The organism is Neoasaia chiangmaiensis (assembly GCF_002005465.1).
In the GTDB taxonomy this organism is placed as follows: Bacteria; Pseudomonadota; Alphaproteobacteria; order Acetobacterales; family Acetobacteraceae; genus Neoasaia; species Neoasaia chiangmaiensis.
This window is the reverse complement of the sequence record NZ_CP014691.1, coordinates 313,227-330,003: the sequence shown is the minus strand read 5'-3', so window position 1 is coordinate 330,003 and position 16,777 is coordinate 313,227. Positions and strand designations below refer to the sequence as shown.

The window sequence follows — 16,777 nt, the reverse complement described above, 5'->3', positions numbered from 1 at the left end:
CGCCAGACGAACAACAGGAGACCGGTTGACCGTTCGCGGTCGATCCGGCAGGGACGACCTCCTCATGACGCGCTTCGATCCTTTTTTCCAGCAGGCACTCGACGATCTTGGTGACCGCGCCCTTCGCCGTCGCCTCAATCCGGTTACGCGCACGGTCGCCGACACCAGCCGTCTGCATCGTGACGGCCAGGTTTTACGAGACTTCTCGTCCAACGATTATCTCGGCCTGTCCCTTCATCCGGTGCTTCGGACACGGGCGGCAGACTGGGCCCAACGATATGGCACGGGCTCAAGGGCATCGCGTCTCGTGAGCGGGACGCTCGATCTCCATGGGGCTGTCGAAGCCCGTCTCGCCCGCTTCAAAGGCACGGAAGCGGCCCTGATCTTCGCGTCCGGTTGGCAGGCGAACGCTGCCGTGCTGCCTGCCCTGTTCGAACTTTCCAGAAGCCGGACCGGTCATCCCGCGCTTGTCTTCACGGACCGGCTCAATCACGCCAGCCTCCATCATGGCTGCCAAGCCGCCGGGATACGGCAGATTCGCTTCCGCCATAACGATCTCGGTCATCTCGACGATCTTCTGACACACCATGCCGACAAGCCCGGCCTGCGCTTCATCCTGACGGAGAGCGTTTTCTCGATGGACGGCGATCGGGCCGATGTCGGCGCCCTGCGCGCCCTGGCCTCACGGCACGATGCTTTCCTCTATCTTGACGAGGCGCATGCGACGGGTGTTCTCGGCCCCGGCGGCGCGGGACTTTCCGCCGGCCATCAGGTGGATCTGGCGATGGGCACCTTCAGCAAGGCGCTCGGCGGCATGGGTGCCTATATTGCGGGGTCACAGGCACTTTGCGATTATCTGATCAATACCGCGTCGGGCTTCGTATATAGCACCGCCCCTTCCCCTCCGATGCTCGGCGCGATGGATGCGGCTCTGGAACTGGCTGCTGGAATGGACGGCGAGCGCGCGAAACTGGCAGCCTCGGCGGAGCGCCTTCGCCTGATGCTGCGCGATGCGGGCCTCGATACGGGGCGTTCGACGACGCAGATCATCCCCGTCATCCTTGGCGACGCGCAGAGGGCCGTCGATATCGCACAGCGGCTCGCCACGCGCGGCATCCTTGCGATTGCGATCCGACCACCCACCGTGCCGCGGAACGAGGCGCGGTTGCGCCTTGCACTGAGCGCGGTACATGAGCCGGAAGATATCGATATTCTGGCGCGGGAAGTGATTGCCGCGACGAAAGAGGTCAGTTTGTGAGATATGTTTTCGTGCATGGCTGGGGTTTCGACCATCGGTTCTGGCAGCCGTTGCTGGACGAGTTGCAGCCGGATGATCCGCTTTGTCTGGATTTCGGTTATTTCGGCGGCGAGATCCAGCTCGATCTGCCCGATGAGCCCTATATTGCTGTCGGACATTCCGCCGGTTCGCTATGGCTTCTGGACCATGTCACCGACCACTGCGCCGGAATCATCGCCCTGAACGGGTTTGCGCGCTTTGCACAGAGCGAGGATTTTCCGGACGGCGTTCCGGGCAAGATCCTGACACGGATGCGTCGGCAGATCGGCAAGGCACCACTTGGCGTCCTCGCCGATTTTCGCGCGCGCATCCACGCCACGGAAGGCTGGACCGGCGAACCGAATGTCGAGCGTCTGGCCGAAGGGCTGGATCGTCTGCTGACCGACGACAGGCGCGAAGACGCAAGACGTCGAAGCGCACGACTGGCCTGGCTGGCGGGCGCGGACGATCCGCTTCTGTCCCCGGTCGTCGCGCGCGCCAGCTTTCCGGAAGAGAGTTTCGGCGCAGTCGTGCCGGGCGGTCATCTTCTGCCGATCGAACGCCCCTGCTCCACAGCCGCATTTATTCGGGAATGTGTGGAGCGGATATCGTGAACGCAGCCGGTCTGTCCGACATCGCACAGCGTTTCGACGAAGCGTCCGGCTATGATACCGCCGCACGTATCCAGAAGCGTTGTGCCATGGAACTTGCAGACCGTATCCGGCGAATTTTCTGCGGCAAGTCGCCGAAACGAATTCTGGAATTCGGCTGCGGTACGGGCTTCTTGACAGCGGAACTCGTCCGGCTGTTTCCCCATGCCGAAATCGTGGCAACCGATATCGCACCCGGCATGATCCGCCGCGCGCAGAGCCGTCTCCATGTGCCCAATGTGCGCTTCGAGGTGATGGACGCGCAGCGACCGAAACCCGACGGGCGCTTTGACCTGATCTGTTCAAGCCTCTGCCTCCAGTGGTTCACTGACAGGGCGCTCGGTCTCGCGCGTCTGGCAAGCCAGCTTTCCGCAGCCGGTCGCCTGATGGTCACGACGCTGGCACGCGGCAGCTTCGACGAGTGGCGTAAAGCCTGCGACACCGAGCGCGTTCCCTGCGGTTTTCCCACGTATCCTGAACCGGATGCCCTGGCTTCGGACTGGCCGGTCAACGGTCACGGCAAATGGGATGTTGTGGACCTAAGGGATACACCCGCCGATGGAATGACCTTCCTGCGCGAATTGCGCGACATCGGCGCAACCACGCCGGCTCTCCACAGCCGGTCCGCGGGCATCGCCCTGCGTCGCGTGATCCGGCGGTTCGACAGCACGATGTCTGGAGTCACGTACAAGATTGCGTTCGGTGATTTCGAGCGCCACATACCCAAGGGCGTATTCGTTACCGGCACCGATACCGGCGTCGGCAAGACGTTGACCAGCGCCTGCCTGGTTCGCGCATGGCACGCCAATTACTGGAAACCGCTGCAAACCGGTCTGGCGGAAGAAGACGGCGACGCACCGACAGTCAGGTCGCTGGCAAGGCTTTCGGACAACCGCATGTCGCCCTCCGCCTATGCCTTGCAGGCTCCCCTTTCTCCGCTTGCAGCGGCGGAGATGGAACGGATCACTATCGATCCTGCGCGATTTTCGCTGCCATCGTGCAGCGACACGACGCCCCTCGTGGTCGAGGGTGCCGGCGGATTGCTGGTCCCCGTGACGGATGACTGGATGCTGATCGACCTCATCGCGCTTTACGGCATGCCCGTGGTACTGGTCGCACGCAGCGGTCTGGGAACCATCAACCACACCCTGCTCAGCATCGAAGCCCTGCGTGCCCGCGCAATCCCGATTGCAGGCGTCGTCCTGAACGGCGCGCCCAATCCCGGCAACCGGGCGATGATCGAACGCTTCGGGCATGTGCGGATTCTGGCGGAAATTCCGCTCTTACCGTCCCTGACGGCCGAGGTTATCGATGAACGGGCGCAGTTTATGCCGCCGCCTGACAGTATCTTCGGCCCCGATGCCACCTTGTCGACGTCAAATTCCGAGATCGCCTGACACGGTCTGCCGTCGCAATGTCATCAACCGCTGGCGTGCTGCCGGCACGTCGAAGCCGCGTGCCCGCTCAAGGCCGAGACGACTGAGTTCCTCACGTTCGGCGTCGTTGCCGATCAATCGCAGCATCGCGCTTTCGAGTTCACCCGCCACGTCAGGTCGCGCGCGCAACGCCGCATCCCCGACCGTCTCCGGCAGGCCGCCATAGGGTGACGAGATGACCGCCGCACCACTGGCCATCGCTTCCAGAGCCGTCAGACCGAACGGTTCCGGCCAGCGGCTCGGCACGACGACGATGGCAGCCTCCGCCATCGCGGCCAGCACCTGGGCGTGCGTCTGATAGCCGGTATGGATGATTCCCACGGCGTCCGCCTGCGCCTCGACCCGGTCGATGAATGTCGTCCGTGGCGAATTGAAACGAAAACGGTCCGCGCCGATCATCACCGCCTTCCAGTCCGGAGCATGCCCCGCGACCGAAGCCCAGGCGCGAACGAAGGCATCCGCCCCCTTGTCCGCCACCATGCGACCGACGAAAAGTACCGTCGGCTTGCGCTGTGTCAGTCTTGGCGGCAACGCCGACAGATCGAGGCAGTTGGGCATAACGGTCACAGGTGCGTCGTCCAGATCGTCCAGATAACGTTTTCGCACCCAGTCGGACACCGTAATCACCCGGACGCGTTTGAGCAGGTCTGCCCGCTGCCCCGGAGAGCGTGCGCCACGCATGTCCTGAGGATCGTTATGCAGGATGAGATGCACCTTCGCCTGCCGCGACAACGCCGCAGCCAGGGCGGGCTTGTTGTGAACCTCGATGAGATCCGGGCGAAGGCGACGTATCGCCCGCTGGCATGCCACCTGATAACGCATGTTCTCCGACAGCCACGACCAGGGGGCTCCCACCTCTTCGATCGGGACGAACCGCCCGCCCGGCAGCGGGTCTCCGTCCACGGGGCATCCCAGGACAGCATCGTCGGCGTCCGCCAGGCGCGATACCAGCAGGGCGATCGCACCGGCGCGGTCGAAGGCGTAGCCCTCACGCCGAGGCAGGACTGTCAGGACACGCATCAGTCGAAATCGGTCGGCAGGTCGGGATGCGCGCGATGATCGAACATTCTGGCCAGTTGATGCGGCAGCACGCGGCCCATGGATAACGCCTTAGGCAGTTCGTGACGCCCGAACCAGCCGATCGCCGAGGTCTCGATGCTTGTCATGGGTTCACCGCCCACGATATCGGCAATGAAAAACATCTTCACGCATGAAAACGGGTCCGGGGGATGCCCCTGCTTCCCACGATCCCATACAGCGGCCAACTTGCGTATCTCACCGATATAGCCGCTTTCCTCCCGCAATTCCTTCAGGGCATTCTCGCCCGGCGTCAGATTGACATCGGCCCAGCCGCCCGGAAGCGTCCAGCGATCGCCGTCGATCTTCTCGCGCACAAGAAGCACGCGTCCGCGATTGTCGAACACGGCGGTACGAACATCGACTTTCGGCGTGGCGTAGCCCTGTTCGGCCCTAAAGAAATCGTCGATTCGCTCCGATGGCGCGTTGACGAAACCAGCCATCAGCCGACTGGCCAGCGCCCGAAGCTGCTCGTAGCGTTCCCGGTCGTATACGTCGCGGCAGTAGGCAAGCCCGGTCTGGGCGATTGCCTGAGCCTCACGGGCACAAATCAACCAATCCGGCTCGCTCATTGGCGCTCCCCCCGTCGTAAGGGCGCAACATAAGCGGGAGGACGGCATAACGGCAATGGCAACTGCCTCTTGAGCATCACGACGATTTGTCCCACATCCTCCTCTCGAATTCCCCCAGGAACCCAGATCGGACAGGCCGCATGAAAATCAACGGAACGCCCTATCGCAGCGTCTGGCGCGACGCCGCCGACCCTCGTCTCGTACATATCTTCGACCAGACCAGATTACCCTGGGAACTCGATATCCTTGATCTGAAAGATATGGATGCCGTCGCCCATGCCATCCGCTCGATGCAGGTGCGTGGCGCACCGCTGATCGGTGCGGTCGCGGCCTATGGCCTGGCATTCGCCCTGGATCGCGACCCGAGCGATCAGGGTTTGCATGCCGCCGCCGCCGCTCTGGTGGAGACGCGTCCGACGGCCATCAACCTGCGATGGGCGATTGAGCGAATGGTCGCGCACCTGAAGCCCGTTCCGCCTGGCGAACGGGCAGATGCCGCCTATCGTGAAGCGGATGCGATCTGCGACGAAGACGTGGAGGTCAACGAGGCCATCGGTCGTCATGGACTTGCCCTGTTCAAGGAACTCTGGGACGGGCGTCGTCCCGGCCAGGAGCGCCTGAACCTGCTGACGCATTGCAATGCCGGCTGGATCGCCACGGTGGACTGGGGCACCGCGCTGGCCCCGATCTACATGGCGCACGATCTGGGGATACCGGTGCATGTCTGGGTCGACGAAACGCGCCCGCGCAATCAGGGCGCCCTGCTGACGGCGTGGGAACTCGGGGCGCATGGCGTGCCGCATACGCTGGTGGCCGACAATGCCGGCGGCCACCTTATGCAGCATGGCAATGTTGACTGCGTGATTGTCGGGACCGACCGCGTCACGCGGCAGGGCGATGTCGCCAACAAGATCGGCACCTATCTCAAGGCATTGGCCGCGCACGATAACAATGTGCCGTTCTGGGTTGCCCTTCCTTCCTCCACGATCGACTGGCGCGTGCGGGATGGCATGCAGGAAATCCCGATCGAGGAGCGCTCCGCCGAGGAAGTGACGTTCGTTCATGGCCTCAATGAACAGGATCGCCCGGCAAGACTGCGCGTAACGCCCAAGACCACCCAAGCTGCCAATCCGGCCTTCGACGTCACACCCGCGCGGCTTGTGACCGGTCTCCTGACGGAGCGCGGTCCCTGTGCCGCCACGGCCGAAGGACTGGCCGGCCTGTTCCCGGAACAGGCGCGGGCTTGACCACGGCGCGTTGCTCGGTCCTATCTCGTCATTGAATGACACATCCCGATTCTTGCGGGAAATCAGGGGACTGGAACGAGCAGCATGGTGGCCGAGGCGTGTTTGGTGAGGAAAAATACCGCGTTTCGACGCCATGTTGCCCAGTGGTGCCTTGCGACGGTCTGCGTGTCGGCGTTTCTTGGCGGATGTGCCGATACGCCTCACCCCTCTGCGCGGCCTGCCCAGACGCCCACGGCCCAATATGCGAGCGGGCGTGTAGGGCCGGTCGGCTATGACAGCCACGTGCCGGACTTCGCTTCCCGGAATTTCGAGCCATTTAATCGACAGGACGCCGCCGCCATCGCGCTTCGAGAATGGCGGATGTTTGGCAGCCCTGTCGATGACGACGATCCGGAGCAGCGTCCCGACGCCGCTTATGCAGCACTCAAGCCGGAGCGCATTCCGGGTCTGTGGCAGCGCATCGGCGAATACTGGTGGATCGGGCAGGATCCGTATGAGACGGAAGTCTCATGGACCGGCAAGCAGGACGCCGACGGCCAGCGCTTCGACCCGGTGCATGACGGGCATTATGCATGGTCCGCCGCGTTCATCTCCTACGTCATGCGTATTGCCGGCGCCAATGAACGTTTCCCATATTCGCCGAACCACGCGACATACATCAACGCCGCCGCGTCCGGACAGGCCAGCGGTGTACGCGCTCAGGACCCGGCGACATATGTGCCGCAAATGGGCGACCTGCTATGCGTCGGGCGCGGCCACAGCAAATCCGTGACGTTCTCGATGCTGCCCACCAGCTATGGCTTTCCGGCGCATTGCGGCATCGTCACGGCCGTCAATCAGAACGGACCACCGTTCGGCCACGAACTCAGCATCGTCGGCGGCAATGTGGACGATGCCGTCACGCTAACGCATGTGCCGACGGATGCACGTGGTGCGTTGGCCGATACGAGCGGCCATATCTACGATACGCGTTACCCTTGGTGTGCCGTGCTTCAGATTCTCTACGACGCGGATCGCGAACCCGACAGCGGCGATTAACCTACCGGTCGGCAGCGGCAATCCGCGATCTTTCGCTATCACGGCACGTGGTATCGTCTCGCCCGGTTACACCTGTCGTATCGGCAGATTCTCGGCCTGCCATCCGCAAACGGTACCGCGTCGACCGGTATCGTCCGGCGGTCCCTCGAAGCCTTCCACGACGTTGACGCTCGTCTCGTATGTCAGATGCTCGGCGAGATCGGCGGTCATCTGCGACCGCGCACCGGAGCGACAGATGAAATAGACAGGCGTCTGCCGATCCGGAACATGCCGCTGCAAGGCCGCGGCAAATGCCCCGGCATCATACGGATTCCAGGTCAGCAGAACGACGTCCCGCGCCATTGCCGAGAGATCGGGCACACCCGTGACGCGCCACTCCTCGGGCGTGCGCACGTCGATCAGGACCGCCTGCGGGTTGGTTTCCAGCGCGTGCCATGCTTCTTTTGCGGAAATACGTTCAGCCATGATCTTTCCTTTCGACCGTTTTTCGTGACCGGACGTTAGACTTGCATATCGCAGACGCATAGGACGGAATTCCAGAATGACCCATCCGCACCCCGATGCCACCCCACCCGCCATCGCCGGCTGGACCTCCCCGTCCGACGGCATGACCGGCGCCATCGGCGGCACGCCGCTTATTCGCCTGAAGCGCGCATCCGAGATCACGGGATGCGAGATATTCGGCAAGGCGGAGTTCATGAACCCCGGTGGCTCCGTCAAGGATCGCGCCGCCCTGGCAATCATCACCGACGCGGAGGACCGCGGCGTGCTCAAGCCGGGTGGCACGATCGTGGAGGGCACAGCTGGCAATACGGGTATCGGCCTCACCCTCGTTGCCAGCGCACGCGGCTACAGGACCGTCATCGTCATGCCCGAGACCCAGAGCCAGGAGAAAATCGACTTCCTGCGGATGATCGGCGCGGATTTGCGCCTTGTTCCGGCCAAACCTTTTCGCGACCCCGGCAATTACGTGCATGTTTCGAAACGGCTGGCCGAGGAAACTGGCGCGGTCTGGGCAAACCAGTTCGACAACCTTGCGAACCGGGAAGGCCATCGGCACACGACAGCCGTCGAGATATGGACCCAGACCGAAGGCAAGATCGATTCGTTCACATGCGCCTGCGGCACAGGCGGCACGCTGGCCGGCGTGGCCCTGGGGCTCGGCGATCTCGCGCACCGCGCAAACGCCAAACGGCCGGAGATCGTGCTCGCCGATCCGGAAGGTTCGGGACTGTATGGCTGGGTCAAAAGCGGCGATCTCAGCATTTCGGGTAATTCGATCACCGAGGGCATCGGCCAGTCGCGCGTTCCCGGCAACCTCGATGGCGTGATGATCGACGATGCCGAGCGGATTCCCGATGCCGAAGCTCTGGCGCAGATTTTCTCCCTGCAATCGGAAGAGGGACTTTCGGTCGGCGGGTCCGCCGGTATCAATGTCGCCGCCGCAATCCGTGTCGCCAGGCGCCTGGGGCCGGGCCATACGATCGTGACGATCCTGTGCGACGGCGGCGCGCGATATCAGTCCAAGCTCTTCAACCCCGATTTCCTGCGTTCGAAAGGGCTGCCGACGCCATCATGGCTCAGCTGACGCACTGTTCGACCTTCGTCTGTAAGGGAGTTCTTGTCACTGCATGGCAAGTTGCAACCAAATGCAACGCCATCTAGCCAGCCGTTGTCGAAGCGATCATTGTTACAAACATGGAACCGATACCGCACCTGCTGATCGTCGATGATGACCGCGAGATTCGCGAGCTTCTGTCGCGCTTCCTCGAACGCAACCACTTTCGCGTCACGTCCGCCCGCGATGGCCGGGAGGCACGACGCGCCTGGTCGGCGGGCCATTACCAGCTTGTCGTGCTCGACCTGATGCTGCCGGGCGAAAGCGGGCTCGATATCGCGCGCTGGCTGCGTAGCCAGGATAACGTGCCGATCATCATGCTGACGGCGATGAGCGACGAGACCGACCGCATCATCGGCCTGGAATTCGGTGCGGATGACTATGTGGCCAAACCGTTCAACCCTCGCGAATTGCTGGCGCGGATCAGGGCCGTTCTGCGGCGCACGAGTGAAACGGCCGAGAAACGTCAGGCAGCCGATACGCGTCTGATCCGGTTCGCCGGCTGGAGTCTGGAACCGAGCCGGCGTCGCCTGCTCAATCCGGATGGTGCGGAAGTGCCGCTTACCGGCGGCGAATACGATCTGCTGGTCGCCCTTCTCGACCGCGCCAACCGCGTTCTGACCCGGGACATGCTGCTCGAATTGCTACGCGGCCGGCAGGCGGGCCCCTTCGATCGGGCGATCGACGTGGCGGTCAGTCGGCTTCGCCGCAAGCTGGAAGACGACGGCCGTAACGCGCAGGTCATCAAGACCGTACGTGGCGGTGGTTACGTTCTGGCTGCCGAGGTCGAACGCCTCTGACCCGCTCCTGGCCCGCAAAACTCCTGCCGCGGTCTCTACGGGCGCGCACCAGCCTGCTGTTGATCGTCGGCCTGTGCATCGTCCAGATGGCCGGGCTCACCATCCATGCGCTGGACCATCTGGATGTCGTCAGACGTACGGAACTGCGCGAAAACCAGCATCACGCCTTTTCTATCTATCGCACAATTGCCGAGACGGAGCCTGCCGCACGCCCGGCGACCCTGAACGAACTGCATATCCCATCAAATTTCACAGTCGTCTTGTCCGACAGGCCCGACCAGAAATTGCATGGGACCGACATTCCCATGCCGTTACGTGTGCTTGAGGCGGCGCGCCGTACCTTCCTGTCCCGTCACCCGATGGACGGAGCGCCTGGCATGCCGCCGCCCGGTATGATGCCCCACGGAATGCCGCCACCTCCAGGTCCCGATTTCGGACCCGATCCCGATGCAGGGCGCCGATTTGAGCCGCCTCATGATCCACGCATGAACCTTGCAGAGGAACTGCCGCCAATCCTGCATGTGGCAATGCTGCCGCCACGGCTCTACCCGCGCCGCATCATCATCGGTCATCCGCCGCAGTCCCGATTCTATGCCATATCCCTGCTCCTGCCGGATGAAAAATGCTGGTTGATCGTGACTTTCAGGGAACAAAGAGCCAGCCCGTTCGACTCGCCGACCTTTCTCATCGCGTTTCTACTGATGACCGTCAGTGGGGGCGCCCTGATCCTGTGGGGCACGCAGCGGCTGATCTCACCTGTTGCGACGCTTGCTCAGGCTGCCGAGTCGTTGGGGCGCGACGTCAATGCCCCGCCGCTGCCGGAAAACGGACCGACCGAAATCAGCCGCGCGGCCATCGCTTTCAACACCATGGCCGCGCGCATCCGGCGTTTCGTAACGGATCGGACAGTGATGCTGACGGCGATCGGCCACGATCTGCGCACGCCGATCACGCGCCTGAAACTGCGCGCGGAGTTCATCGAGGATGATGAACTCCGGGACAAGTTTCTGGCGGATCTCGACGAGATGGAGAACATGGTATCGGCCACGCTGGCTTTCGGCCGGGACAGCGCATCCCGCGAGCCACTGGTGTCGCTGGAACTCAGCGCCCTGTTGCAGACCATCACGGATGAGGCCAGCGAAGGTGCGCCCGACTTCGCCGACCAGATCAGCTTCGATGCACCAGCCGTTCCGGTTCGCATCAAGGCGCGTTCGCTCGCCCTCAAGCGCGCGCTGACCAATCTGGTGATGAACGCCATCAAATATGGCGGGGGCGCCCATGTCATTCTTGCCGCGCCCTATACGGTCAAACGAGGCGCAAAGGATGAGCGATGGGTGAAGGTGGTGATCGAGGATAGCGGCCCCGGCCTGCCGCCGGAGGATCTGGAACGCATGTTCGAACCGTTTGTCCGCGCCGAGCAGAGCCGCAATCGCGAAACCGGGGGCACCGGTCTCGGGCTGGCGATCGCGCGGAGCATTGTCCGGGCGCAGGGCGGTGACGTGCGGCTGGAGAACCGTCGCGAAGGTGGTCTGCGCGCTATCGTCACGCTGCTTGTGTGAGAACAGAACGCGGCCCGGTCAGTGAAATTCCGGCTGCATCTTTCGGACGGCTTCCATGGCACAAGCCTCATCCTTTTCCCCGCCGGGCGCACCTGAAACGCCGATGCCGCCGAGCACCGTTCGGTCGGCCTTGCGCAGTGTCACGCCGCCCGGAACGAACAGCACTTCCGGGATCGTATTCAAGGCGCCGTTGGGAGGGCCGGAGAGATGCGCGTCGATCAACGCGCTCGTCGTATCCTTGTCGAACGCCTGCCCATAGGAATATGCCGTATAGGCCTTCCGATACGATACGGAGAGCGATTGCAATGGTACCGTATCGCCCTTGATGACGACCTGTTCATGCCCGGTCGGATCGACGACCGCCGCGGTCACGGACCAGCCTTTGCCGGCGCAGTCTTCCACGGCAAGTGCCGCGAGTTTCTCCGCCGTGCGCCAGTCCAGTTTTTGTGTCGTGACCAGATGCTGCGCCATGGCCGGCACCGTGACCGATCCGGATGCTACTGCCACCACCCATGCCATGATCCTTGCGCGCTTTCGCATGCGACGAATTCTCCCGCTTGACCGTCGACAGAGTGGCACGGAAATTCTCGCCGCCCGATGACAATCCCGCGAAGACGCTCCCTTGCCGAAGAGAGCGCCTTCTGCGATCACCCTTCCCTGTCGTTCATCAATCGCCACGCGGATACGTCTTGCTCGATCGTCTTTATCAATGGACCATGAGGCTGGCGGCGTCGCCGAACGCGGCATTCTGGCTCTTCGGCATCGCATTCGCGGAAGCGTCGTTCTTTCCCTTGCCGGTCGATCTTCTGCTGATCCCCATGGTTCTCGCACGACGCGACCGGGCATGGATGCTGGCGACGATCTGCACGATCGGTAGCGTTGCCGGGGGCGTCCTCGGGTGGATGATCGGCGCCTTCCTGTTGCAGCACGTCGCGCTGCCGATCGTCCATTTCTACCACGCGGAAACAACGCTGCGGGCGTTGCAGGCACGCTTCGTGCAGTATGGTATTGCGATCATCCTCATCAAGGGACTGACGCCGATCCCTTTCAAGATCGTCACCATCGCCGCCGGCGCGGCACATTTTTCGTTATTACCCTTCATCGCCGCGAGCATCGTGACACGGGGCGCGCGCTTCTTCCTGGTCGCCGGATTATTGCGGATATTCGGCGAACCGATACAGGCATTCATCGAGCGTCGCTTGACACTCGTCCTGACCGCGTTCCTGATTCTCGTCGTCGTGGGTATTGCGGCGTTGAAGTATCTTTGAAGAGAGGGCAGACAGCCATGACCAAACAAATCGCCGTCGTCACCGGTGCTGGCGCCGGAATCGGGCGCGCGACAGTGCGGATGCTGGCGTCGCTGGGTTTCGATATCGCCCTGCTCGGCCGTAACGAGGAACGGCTGGCGGATGCCGTGGCAGAACTGGCCGAGAAGCATGTCCGTCTTCTCGCCATCCCGGTGGACGTCTCTGACGCAGAGCTTCTCCGGGCCGCCGCCGCCCGCGTCGAAAGCGAACTGGGGCCGATCACGGTATGGATCAACGCAGCCGGGCAAGCCGCTTTCGGACCGGCGATATCGCTTGATGCCGAGACAATCCAACGTGTGACGAATGTCACCTATCTCGGCAGCGTCTATGGCACGCAAGCGGCGCTGGAATGCATGCGACGGCGTGGGACTGGCACCATCGTCAATCTCGGCATGTCGCAGGTGCTGCGTGGCCTGCCGATGCAATCGGCCAACGTCGCCGCTCATGCGGCCATCACGGCCTTCTGCGACAGCCTTCGCCCTGAAATCCGCCGCCTCGGCGATCGTATCGACATCACTGTCGTGCACCTGCCGTCCATCAATACGCCACGCCTCGGCTGGAGCCGCAATCGCACAGGCCACAGCCTCAAACCCGTCGGGCGCATTTACGAGCCTGAGGTCGCGGCGAACGCGATTTCCCATGCGATCTTCGGACATCACCGCGAGCTATGGGTCGGAGCCGGTGGCGTATTACCAAGCATCGCAGCCGTTCTGGCGCCAGGGCTGAGAGATCGGTTCCTGGCCCGATTCGGTTTCTCGCGGCAATTCGATAAGGTGCCGCTGGACGCCACGTCCGACACGCTGACGGACAGCCTGCCCGGCGCCTTCGCTGCCCATGGCCCCTATGAGGCCGTTCCCTATCGCGACAAGGGTCGACCGCCGCTTCTGTTGACGGCCCCGCTGCGGCTGGGCCTGATTACAGGCGGTGCGATTCTGGCGGGCCTGCTTCTTCGGCATCGCCGATAGTTGCGGCATCCGACGTGAATATATCGATCCCTGCCGAGGCTTGAGCGTTCAGCTCGGCTTGCGCGCGGCGTCCGGCGTGGAATGAATCATTGCCCGGTGCCGTTGCAGACCTTTTATGACCTGCTCGGCGTCTGGCGGCGCGAGAACGAGACCGATCGGCCCGAAGGCCGGATGCTGGAATGCCAGCATGGACCCTTCGGTCAGCGCGTCGATCTGCAACGCCCAGTTCGTACGATAGACAGGCGAGAACTTCGCACCTTCGATTGGCGGCGGTGGCAAGTTGCCAACCATGGCCTGTCGAGTGCGGCCGAGACTGGCGATCAACTGCGTGATCTGTTCGACCGAGAGTTCTATTTCGCCATCGATCCCACTGCCTTCCAGAAAGCGCAGCGTGGCATTCTTGCCGTCATCATTCAACAGGACCTGCATACGTGGCGTGGACATGGCTAACAGTCTCCTTGCTGAACGGGGAGGTCGTTCGTCCGGTTGAAGATGGACGATGAGGGAACGCGAGCCCCCTGTCTGTCAAGAAGGATCGCAACCCGGATCATACAGCGGGCCAGCATGCGTCCACCACCCTTCGCGCGCCAGATGAAATGCCGCCGTTTCCGCCGCATCCCGGGTCGCGAAAAGCCCGAAACACGTGGCGCCTGAACCGCTCATCCGCGCCAATGCGCATCCCGGCTGCGCACCAAGCGCCTCGATAACGGTTCCGATCATAGGATAACGAGCGATCGCCACAGACTGAAGATCGTTCGTCGTGTGTCGAAGGGTATCGACGACCGAGGTCAGGTCATGCCACTCGGCTGGCAACGTGGTGATGTCGCGAAAGGCCGCGCCGGATTGCTTCCACAGCCCGAAAACCTCAGGCGTCGGCACGGCGATGCCGGGATTGGCCAGCACCATGGAAAGGCGCGGCATGATCGGGCCGGGCGTCAGAACCTCGCCGATGCCCTGCATGCGCGCCGGGCGCTGCGCAAGGCAGACCGGCACGTCCGCCCCCAGCTTTTCCGCATAGGGCGTGAGATCGACATGCGCCATATCCCATGCCGTGGCCGCCAGTCGGAGCGCTGCGGCAGCGTCCGCCGAACCGCCGCCAATTCCCGAAGCGACCGGCAGACGTTTGTCCAGTTCGATCCCGAAGACCCTGCTGCCGCGTGCGCCGGCATCGTTCCGCAACAGGTCGATCGCCCGTGAGACGAGATTTCCCGGACCGTCTTCCAGGCCAGCGCCAAAAGGACCCGAGATCGAAAGCCGGGCTCCGTCCGATTCTGCCATGGCGGGCACGAGGCGCAGACGGTCCGCCGCTGCCGCGAAGACCGCCAGACTATCGAGTTCATGATAGCCATTCGGGCGACGCGCCGTAACGTGCAGGAACAGGTTGATCTTCGCGTGCGCGAATGTTTCGAGCGTGTTCATCGTGGTGCCGGAATGGGACGATCACGCAGGCGCGTCAAGGACGGCCCTTCCCGAAGGGCCTTTTCAATCAATGCACGCGTTGCGGCTTCCGGCTTGTCAGCCAGTGCCTGGTTCCACTGGTCGCGGGCCTCGATCTGTCGTCCACGATACCAGTAGGCAACACCAAGATGATAGGCGATCTCCGCATCGCCGGGAGCACCGCCGGCGGCGCTGACCAGCAGCGGCAGGGCACGATCAAGATCGCCATTCTGCTTCAGCAGCGCCCATGCATAGCTGTCCCGTATTTCCGGGTCGTTCGGGGCCAGCGCCGCCGCCTTCGAAAGAAGTTCGATGGCTTGTGCGGGCCGTTCGCCATGTTCCACATCGGCGTAACCGGCATAGTTGAGAAGCTGCGGCTCTTTGGGCGCCAAAGCAATCGCACGATCCAGATCGGCCTGCGCCAGGTTCCTTTCGCCCAGATGATCGTAGGCGATCGCACGCCCCAACAGGATGGGCCAGGTAGTGGCCTGCATGACACTCACATGACCGAGCGCCTGCGTGAAGCTTTTCACTGCCTCTCTTGCCAGTCCCGATTGATCTTCCACCGTGCCGAGTTCGTCCAGCACATCGGCATTCGCGGGATCGGCGACGACGACACGTCGCAGTGCCGCAAGCGCCGCCGGCAGGTCGTTCCGCTGCAATGCGATACTGGCGCGCGTATGATCGGCGATTGGGGCCAGCGGATCGCTGGCGTCGATTCCATCAAGGGCGGCCTGTGCGGCCGTCAGTTGTTTGCCGTCACGCAGTTCTTCCGCGAGAACCAGCTTGGTGATCGTCATGTCAGGTGCGAGGCGAAGCGCCTGACGCAGAACGATCACGCGAAACTGCCGCATGCCGAGGTCATGCGCGGCATGATTATCGTCGATTGCCGCGAGCAATGCTGCCAAACCGGTATAATAGGCGGCAATTTCCGTTTTTACGTGAACCGGCTTTCGAGACAGGATTTCGGGACTCAGGCGGGCGGCGACAAGCTGGAATGCTGGCAGCGTTTGGCCCAGATTGCGCAGTGTTTGCGTTGCAGCCGCTCGATCGCCCATTTGGACGCGCCATGCTGCTTCATCGGTTGCCATCATATATCGGATGATCGGGGGAAATGCCGCCGCCGATTGATCCAGATGGTCAAACAATCCTCGTGTGCTCTGGTCATTCAGTATGGCGGCAAGCCGCGCTTCCTGCAGGGTCGCCAGACTGCCCATGATATCCTGATGCGGCGCCTTATGCAGGATGGCAAGCGCGGCGCCCCCTTGCCCTGCGCGAAAAGGCACCATGCCTGCAGGACGGGAGCGAGGAACGTCAGGAAAGAAGGGGGCGTTCTGTCAGTCTGGAAGATGCCGAGCGCCTTGGACCAGTCGTCCCGATAGATGGCCTGATTACCAAGCACCAGACGCGCAAGGTTGTCGTCCTGTAGTTTTGAAGCAAGATCGACCGCACGCTCGGCAGCGTTGTCACCGGCATCCATCGCCACGAAATGGAGCGCCGTGCTGATGAACACAGGATCCGTCATGCCGTCATGCACTGCGGCATAGAGAGCGCCGCCGGCGTAATGGACGTCATGCCGCTGCGTGAACACGATGCCTGCGAGCAGATCACCGTCCAGCGTTGAATTCACGTTCCGGGCTGCTTCAGGCACCACCGGCGCCGCGACCGCCCTGGGCATGACGCACATAGGAAGGCCGAGAACGATGGCGGCGAGAGCGTTTCGCAGGCCGGGCCGTGGCGTCATGTCGGCGTATGTCGACCGGAGCATTGCGAAGAGCTTGGTTTGCATCATGAC

Annotated in this window: 18 protein-coding genes; 10 read left to right on the top strand and 8 right to left on the bottom strand. The window is 62.8% G+C overall.

From position 1 onward, the window contains the following. The first annotated feature begins 64 nt into the window (after nt 1–64). From A0U93_RS01555 to bioD, 3 genes are read left to right on the top strand one after another with little or no spacing between them, the layout of a single operon-like run. The gene (locus A0U93_RS01555; protein WP_077808241.1) at nt 65–1,258 is read left to right on the top strand and encodes an aminotransferase class I/II-fold pyridoxal phosphate-dependent enzyme; all 1,194 of its coding nucleotides are present in this window, start codon (nt 65–67) and stop codon (nt 1,256–1,258) included. Continuing rightward, nucleotides 1,255–1,890, top strand: coding sequence for an alpha/beta hydrolase family protein (locus A0U93_RS01550; protein ID WP_077805809.1), 636 nt, complete (start codon nt 1,255–1,257; stop codon nt 1,888–1,890). Before A0U93_RS01555 ends, A0U93_RS01550 begins: the two co-directional genes overlap by 4 nt. Further along, nucleotides 1,887–3,323, top strand: coding sequence for a dethiobiotin synthase (bioD, locus tag A0U93_RS01545; RefSeq protein WP_245825007.1), 1,437 nt, complete (start codon nt 1,887–1,889; stop codon nt 3,321–3,323). Before A0U93_RS01550 ends, bioD begins: the two co-directional genes overlap by 4 nt. Here the strand turns inward: bioD and A0U93_RS01540 are convergent. Together A0U93_RS01540 and A0U93_RS01535 are read right to left on the bottom strand one after the other, a co-directional pair. Beyond that, on the bottom strand, nt 3,303–4,382 hold the full coding sequence (locus A0U93_RS01540; RefSeq protein WP_077805807.1) for a glycosyltransferase family 4 protein: 1,080 nt from the start codon (nt 4,380–4,382) through the stop codon (nt 3,303–3,305). The two genes, bioD and A0U93_RS01540, sit on opposite strands and share 21 nt — an antisense overlap. Continuing rightward, a complete protein-coding gene (locus A0U93_RS01535) occupies nt 4,382–5,011 on the bottom strand; it encodes an NUDIX hydrolase (protein WP_077805806.1) in 630 nt (209 codons plus the stop codon). Before A0U93_RS01535 ends, A0U93_RS01540 begins: the two co-directional genes overlap by 1 nt. A gap of 140 nt (nt 5,012–5,151) precedes the next feature. Between A0U93_RS01535 and mtnA the strand changes: the two genes are divergently transcribed. Both mtnA and A0U93_RS01525 read left to right on the top strand, forming a co-directional pair. After that, nucleotides 5,152–6,258 carry an S-methyl-5-thioribose-1-phosphate isomerase gene (mtnA, locus tag A0U93_RS01530; RefSeq protein WP_077805805.1) on the top strand — a complete coding sequence of 369 codons (1,107 nt, stop codon included), beginning with the start codon at nt 5,152–5,154 and terminating at the stop codon, nt 6,256–6,258. Nucleotides 6,259–6,423: 165 nt separating this feature from the next. Further along, a complete protein-coding gene (locus A0U93_RS01525; protein WP_245825226.1) occupies nt 6,424–7,296 on the top strand; it encodes a DUF2272 domain-containing protein in 873 nt (290 codons plus the stop codon). 66 nt (nt 7,297–7,362) lie between these two features. Here A0U93_RS01525 and A0U93_RS01520 read toward each other — a convergent pair whose 3' ends face one another. Further along, nucleotides 7,363–7,761 (bottom strand): rhodanese-like domain-containing protein, encoded by a 399-nt coding sequence (locus A0U93_RS01520; RefSeq protein WP_077805803.1) that lies wholly within the window; start codon nt 7,759–7,761, stop codon nt 7,363–7,365. Between the two features lie 142 nt (nt 7,762–7,903). On the opposite strand from A0U93_RS01520, the gene A0U93_RS01515 reads away from it, so the two are divergent. The 3 genes from A0U93_RS01515 to A0U93_RS01505 all read left to right on the top strand — a co-directional run bounded on the left by A0U93_RS01515 (nt 7,904) and on the right by A0U93_RS01505 (nt 11,273). Next, nucleotides 7,904–8,884, top strand: coding sequence for a cysteine synthase A (locus A0U93_RS01515; RefSeq protein WP_245825225.1), 981 nt, complete (start codon nt 7,904–7,906; stop codon nt 8,882–8,884). 110 nt (nt 8,885–8,994) lie between these two features. Further along, entirely contained in the window at nt 8,995–9,714 is a 720-nt protein-coding gene (locus A0U93_RS01510; RefSeq protein ID WP_077805801.1) for a response regulator, read from the top strand. A gap of 86 nt (nt 9,715–9,800) precedes the next feature. After that, on the top strand, nt 9,801–11,273 hold the full coding sequence (locus A0U93_RS01505) for an ATP-binding protein (RefSeq protein WP_077808240.1): 1,473 nt from the start codon (nt 9,801–9,803) through the stop codon (nt 11,271–11,273). An 18-nt stretch (nt 11,274–11,291) separates the two neighbouring features. Here A0U93_RS01505 and A0U93_RS01500 read toward each other — a convergent pair whose 3' ends face one another. Beyond that, nucleotides 11,292–11,792, bottom strand: coding sequence for a GlcG/HbpS family heme-binding protein (locus A0U93_RS01500; RefSeq protein ID WP_211274067.1), 501 nt, complete (start codon nt 11,790–11,792; stop codon nt 11,292–11,294). Nucleotides 11,793–11,962: 170 nt separating this feature from the next. Here A0U93_RS01500 and A0U93_RS01495 point away from each other — a divergent pair, with 170 nt between their 5' ends. Both A0U93_RS01495 and A0U93_RS01490 read left to right on the top strand, forming a co-directional pair. Continuing rightward, the gene (locus tag A0U93_RS01495; protein WP_077805799.1) at nt 11,963–12,541 is read left to right on the top strand and encodes a YqaA family protein; all 579 of its coding nucleotides are present in this window, start codon (nt 11,963–11,965) and stop codon (nt 12,539–12,541) included. Nucleotides 12,542–12,558: 17 nt separating this feature from the next. Then, nucleotides 12,559–13,545 (top strand): SDR family oxidoreductase, encoded by a 987-nt coding sequence (locus A0U93_RS01490; protein WP_077805798.1) that lies wholly within the window; start codon nt 12,559–12,561, stop codon nt 13,543–13,545. A 48-nt stretch (nt 13,546–13,593) separates the two neighbouring features. On the opposite strand, the gene A0U93_RS01485 is transcribed toward A0U93_RS01490, so the two are convergent. From A0U93_RS01485 to A0U93_RS17015, 4 genes are all read right to left on the bottom strand, one after another. Next, a complete protein-coding gene (locus A0U93_RS01485; protein ID WP_245825005.1) occupies nt 13,594–13,989 on the bottom strand; it encodes a hypothetical protein in 396 nt (131 codons plus the stop codon). An 81-nt stretch (nt 13,990–14,070) separates the two neighbouring features. After that, entirely contained in the window at nt 14,071–14,964 is an 894-nt protein-coding gene (locus A0U93_RS01480) for a 4-(cytidine 5'-diphospho)-2-C-methyl-D-erythritol kinase (RefSeq protein ID WP_077805797.1), read from the bottom strand. Then, nucleotides 14,961–16,268 carry a tetratricopeptide repeat protein gene (locus A0U93_RS01475; protein ID WP_342743077.1) on the bottom strand — a complete coding sequence of 436 codons (1,308 nt, stop codon included), beginning with the start codon at nt 16,266–16,268 and terminating at the stop codon, nt 14,961–14,963. Before A0U93_RS01475 ends, A0U93_RS01480 begins: the two co-directional genes overlap by 4 nt. Then, nucleotides 16,151–16,774: a hypothetical protein gene (locus A0U93_RS17015; protein ID WP_169852671.1), complete on the bottom strand. Its 624-nt coding sequence runs from the start codon at nt 16,772–16,774 to the stop codon at nt 16,151–16,153. Before A0U93_RS17015 ends, A0U93_RS01475 begins: the two co-directional genes overlap by 118 nt. Nucleotides 16,775–16,777: the final 3 nt, after the last annotated feature.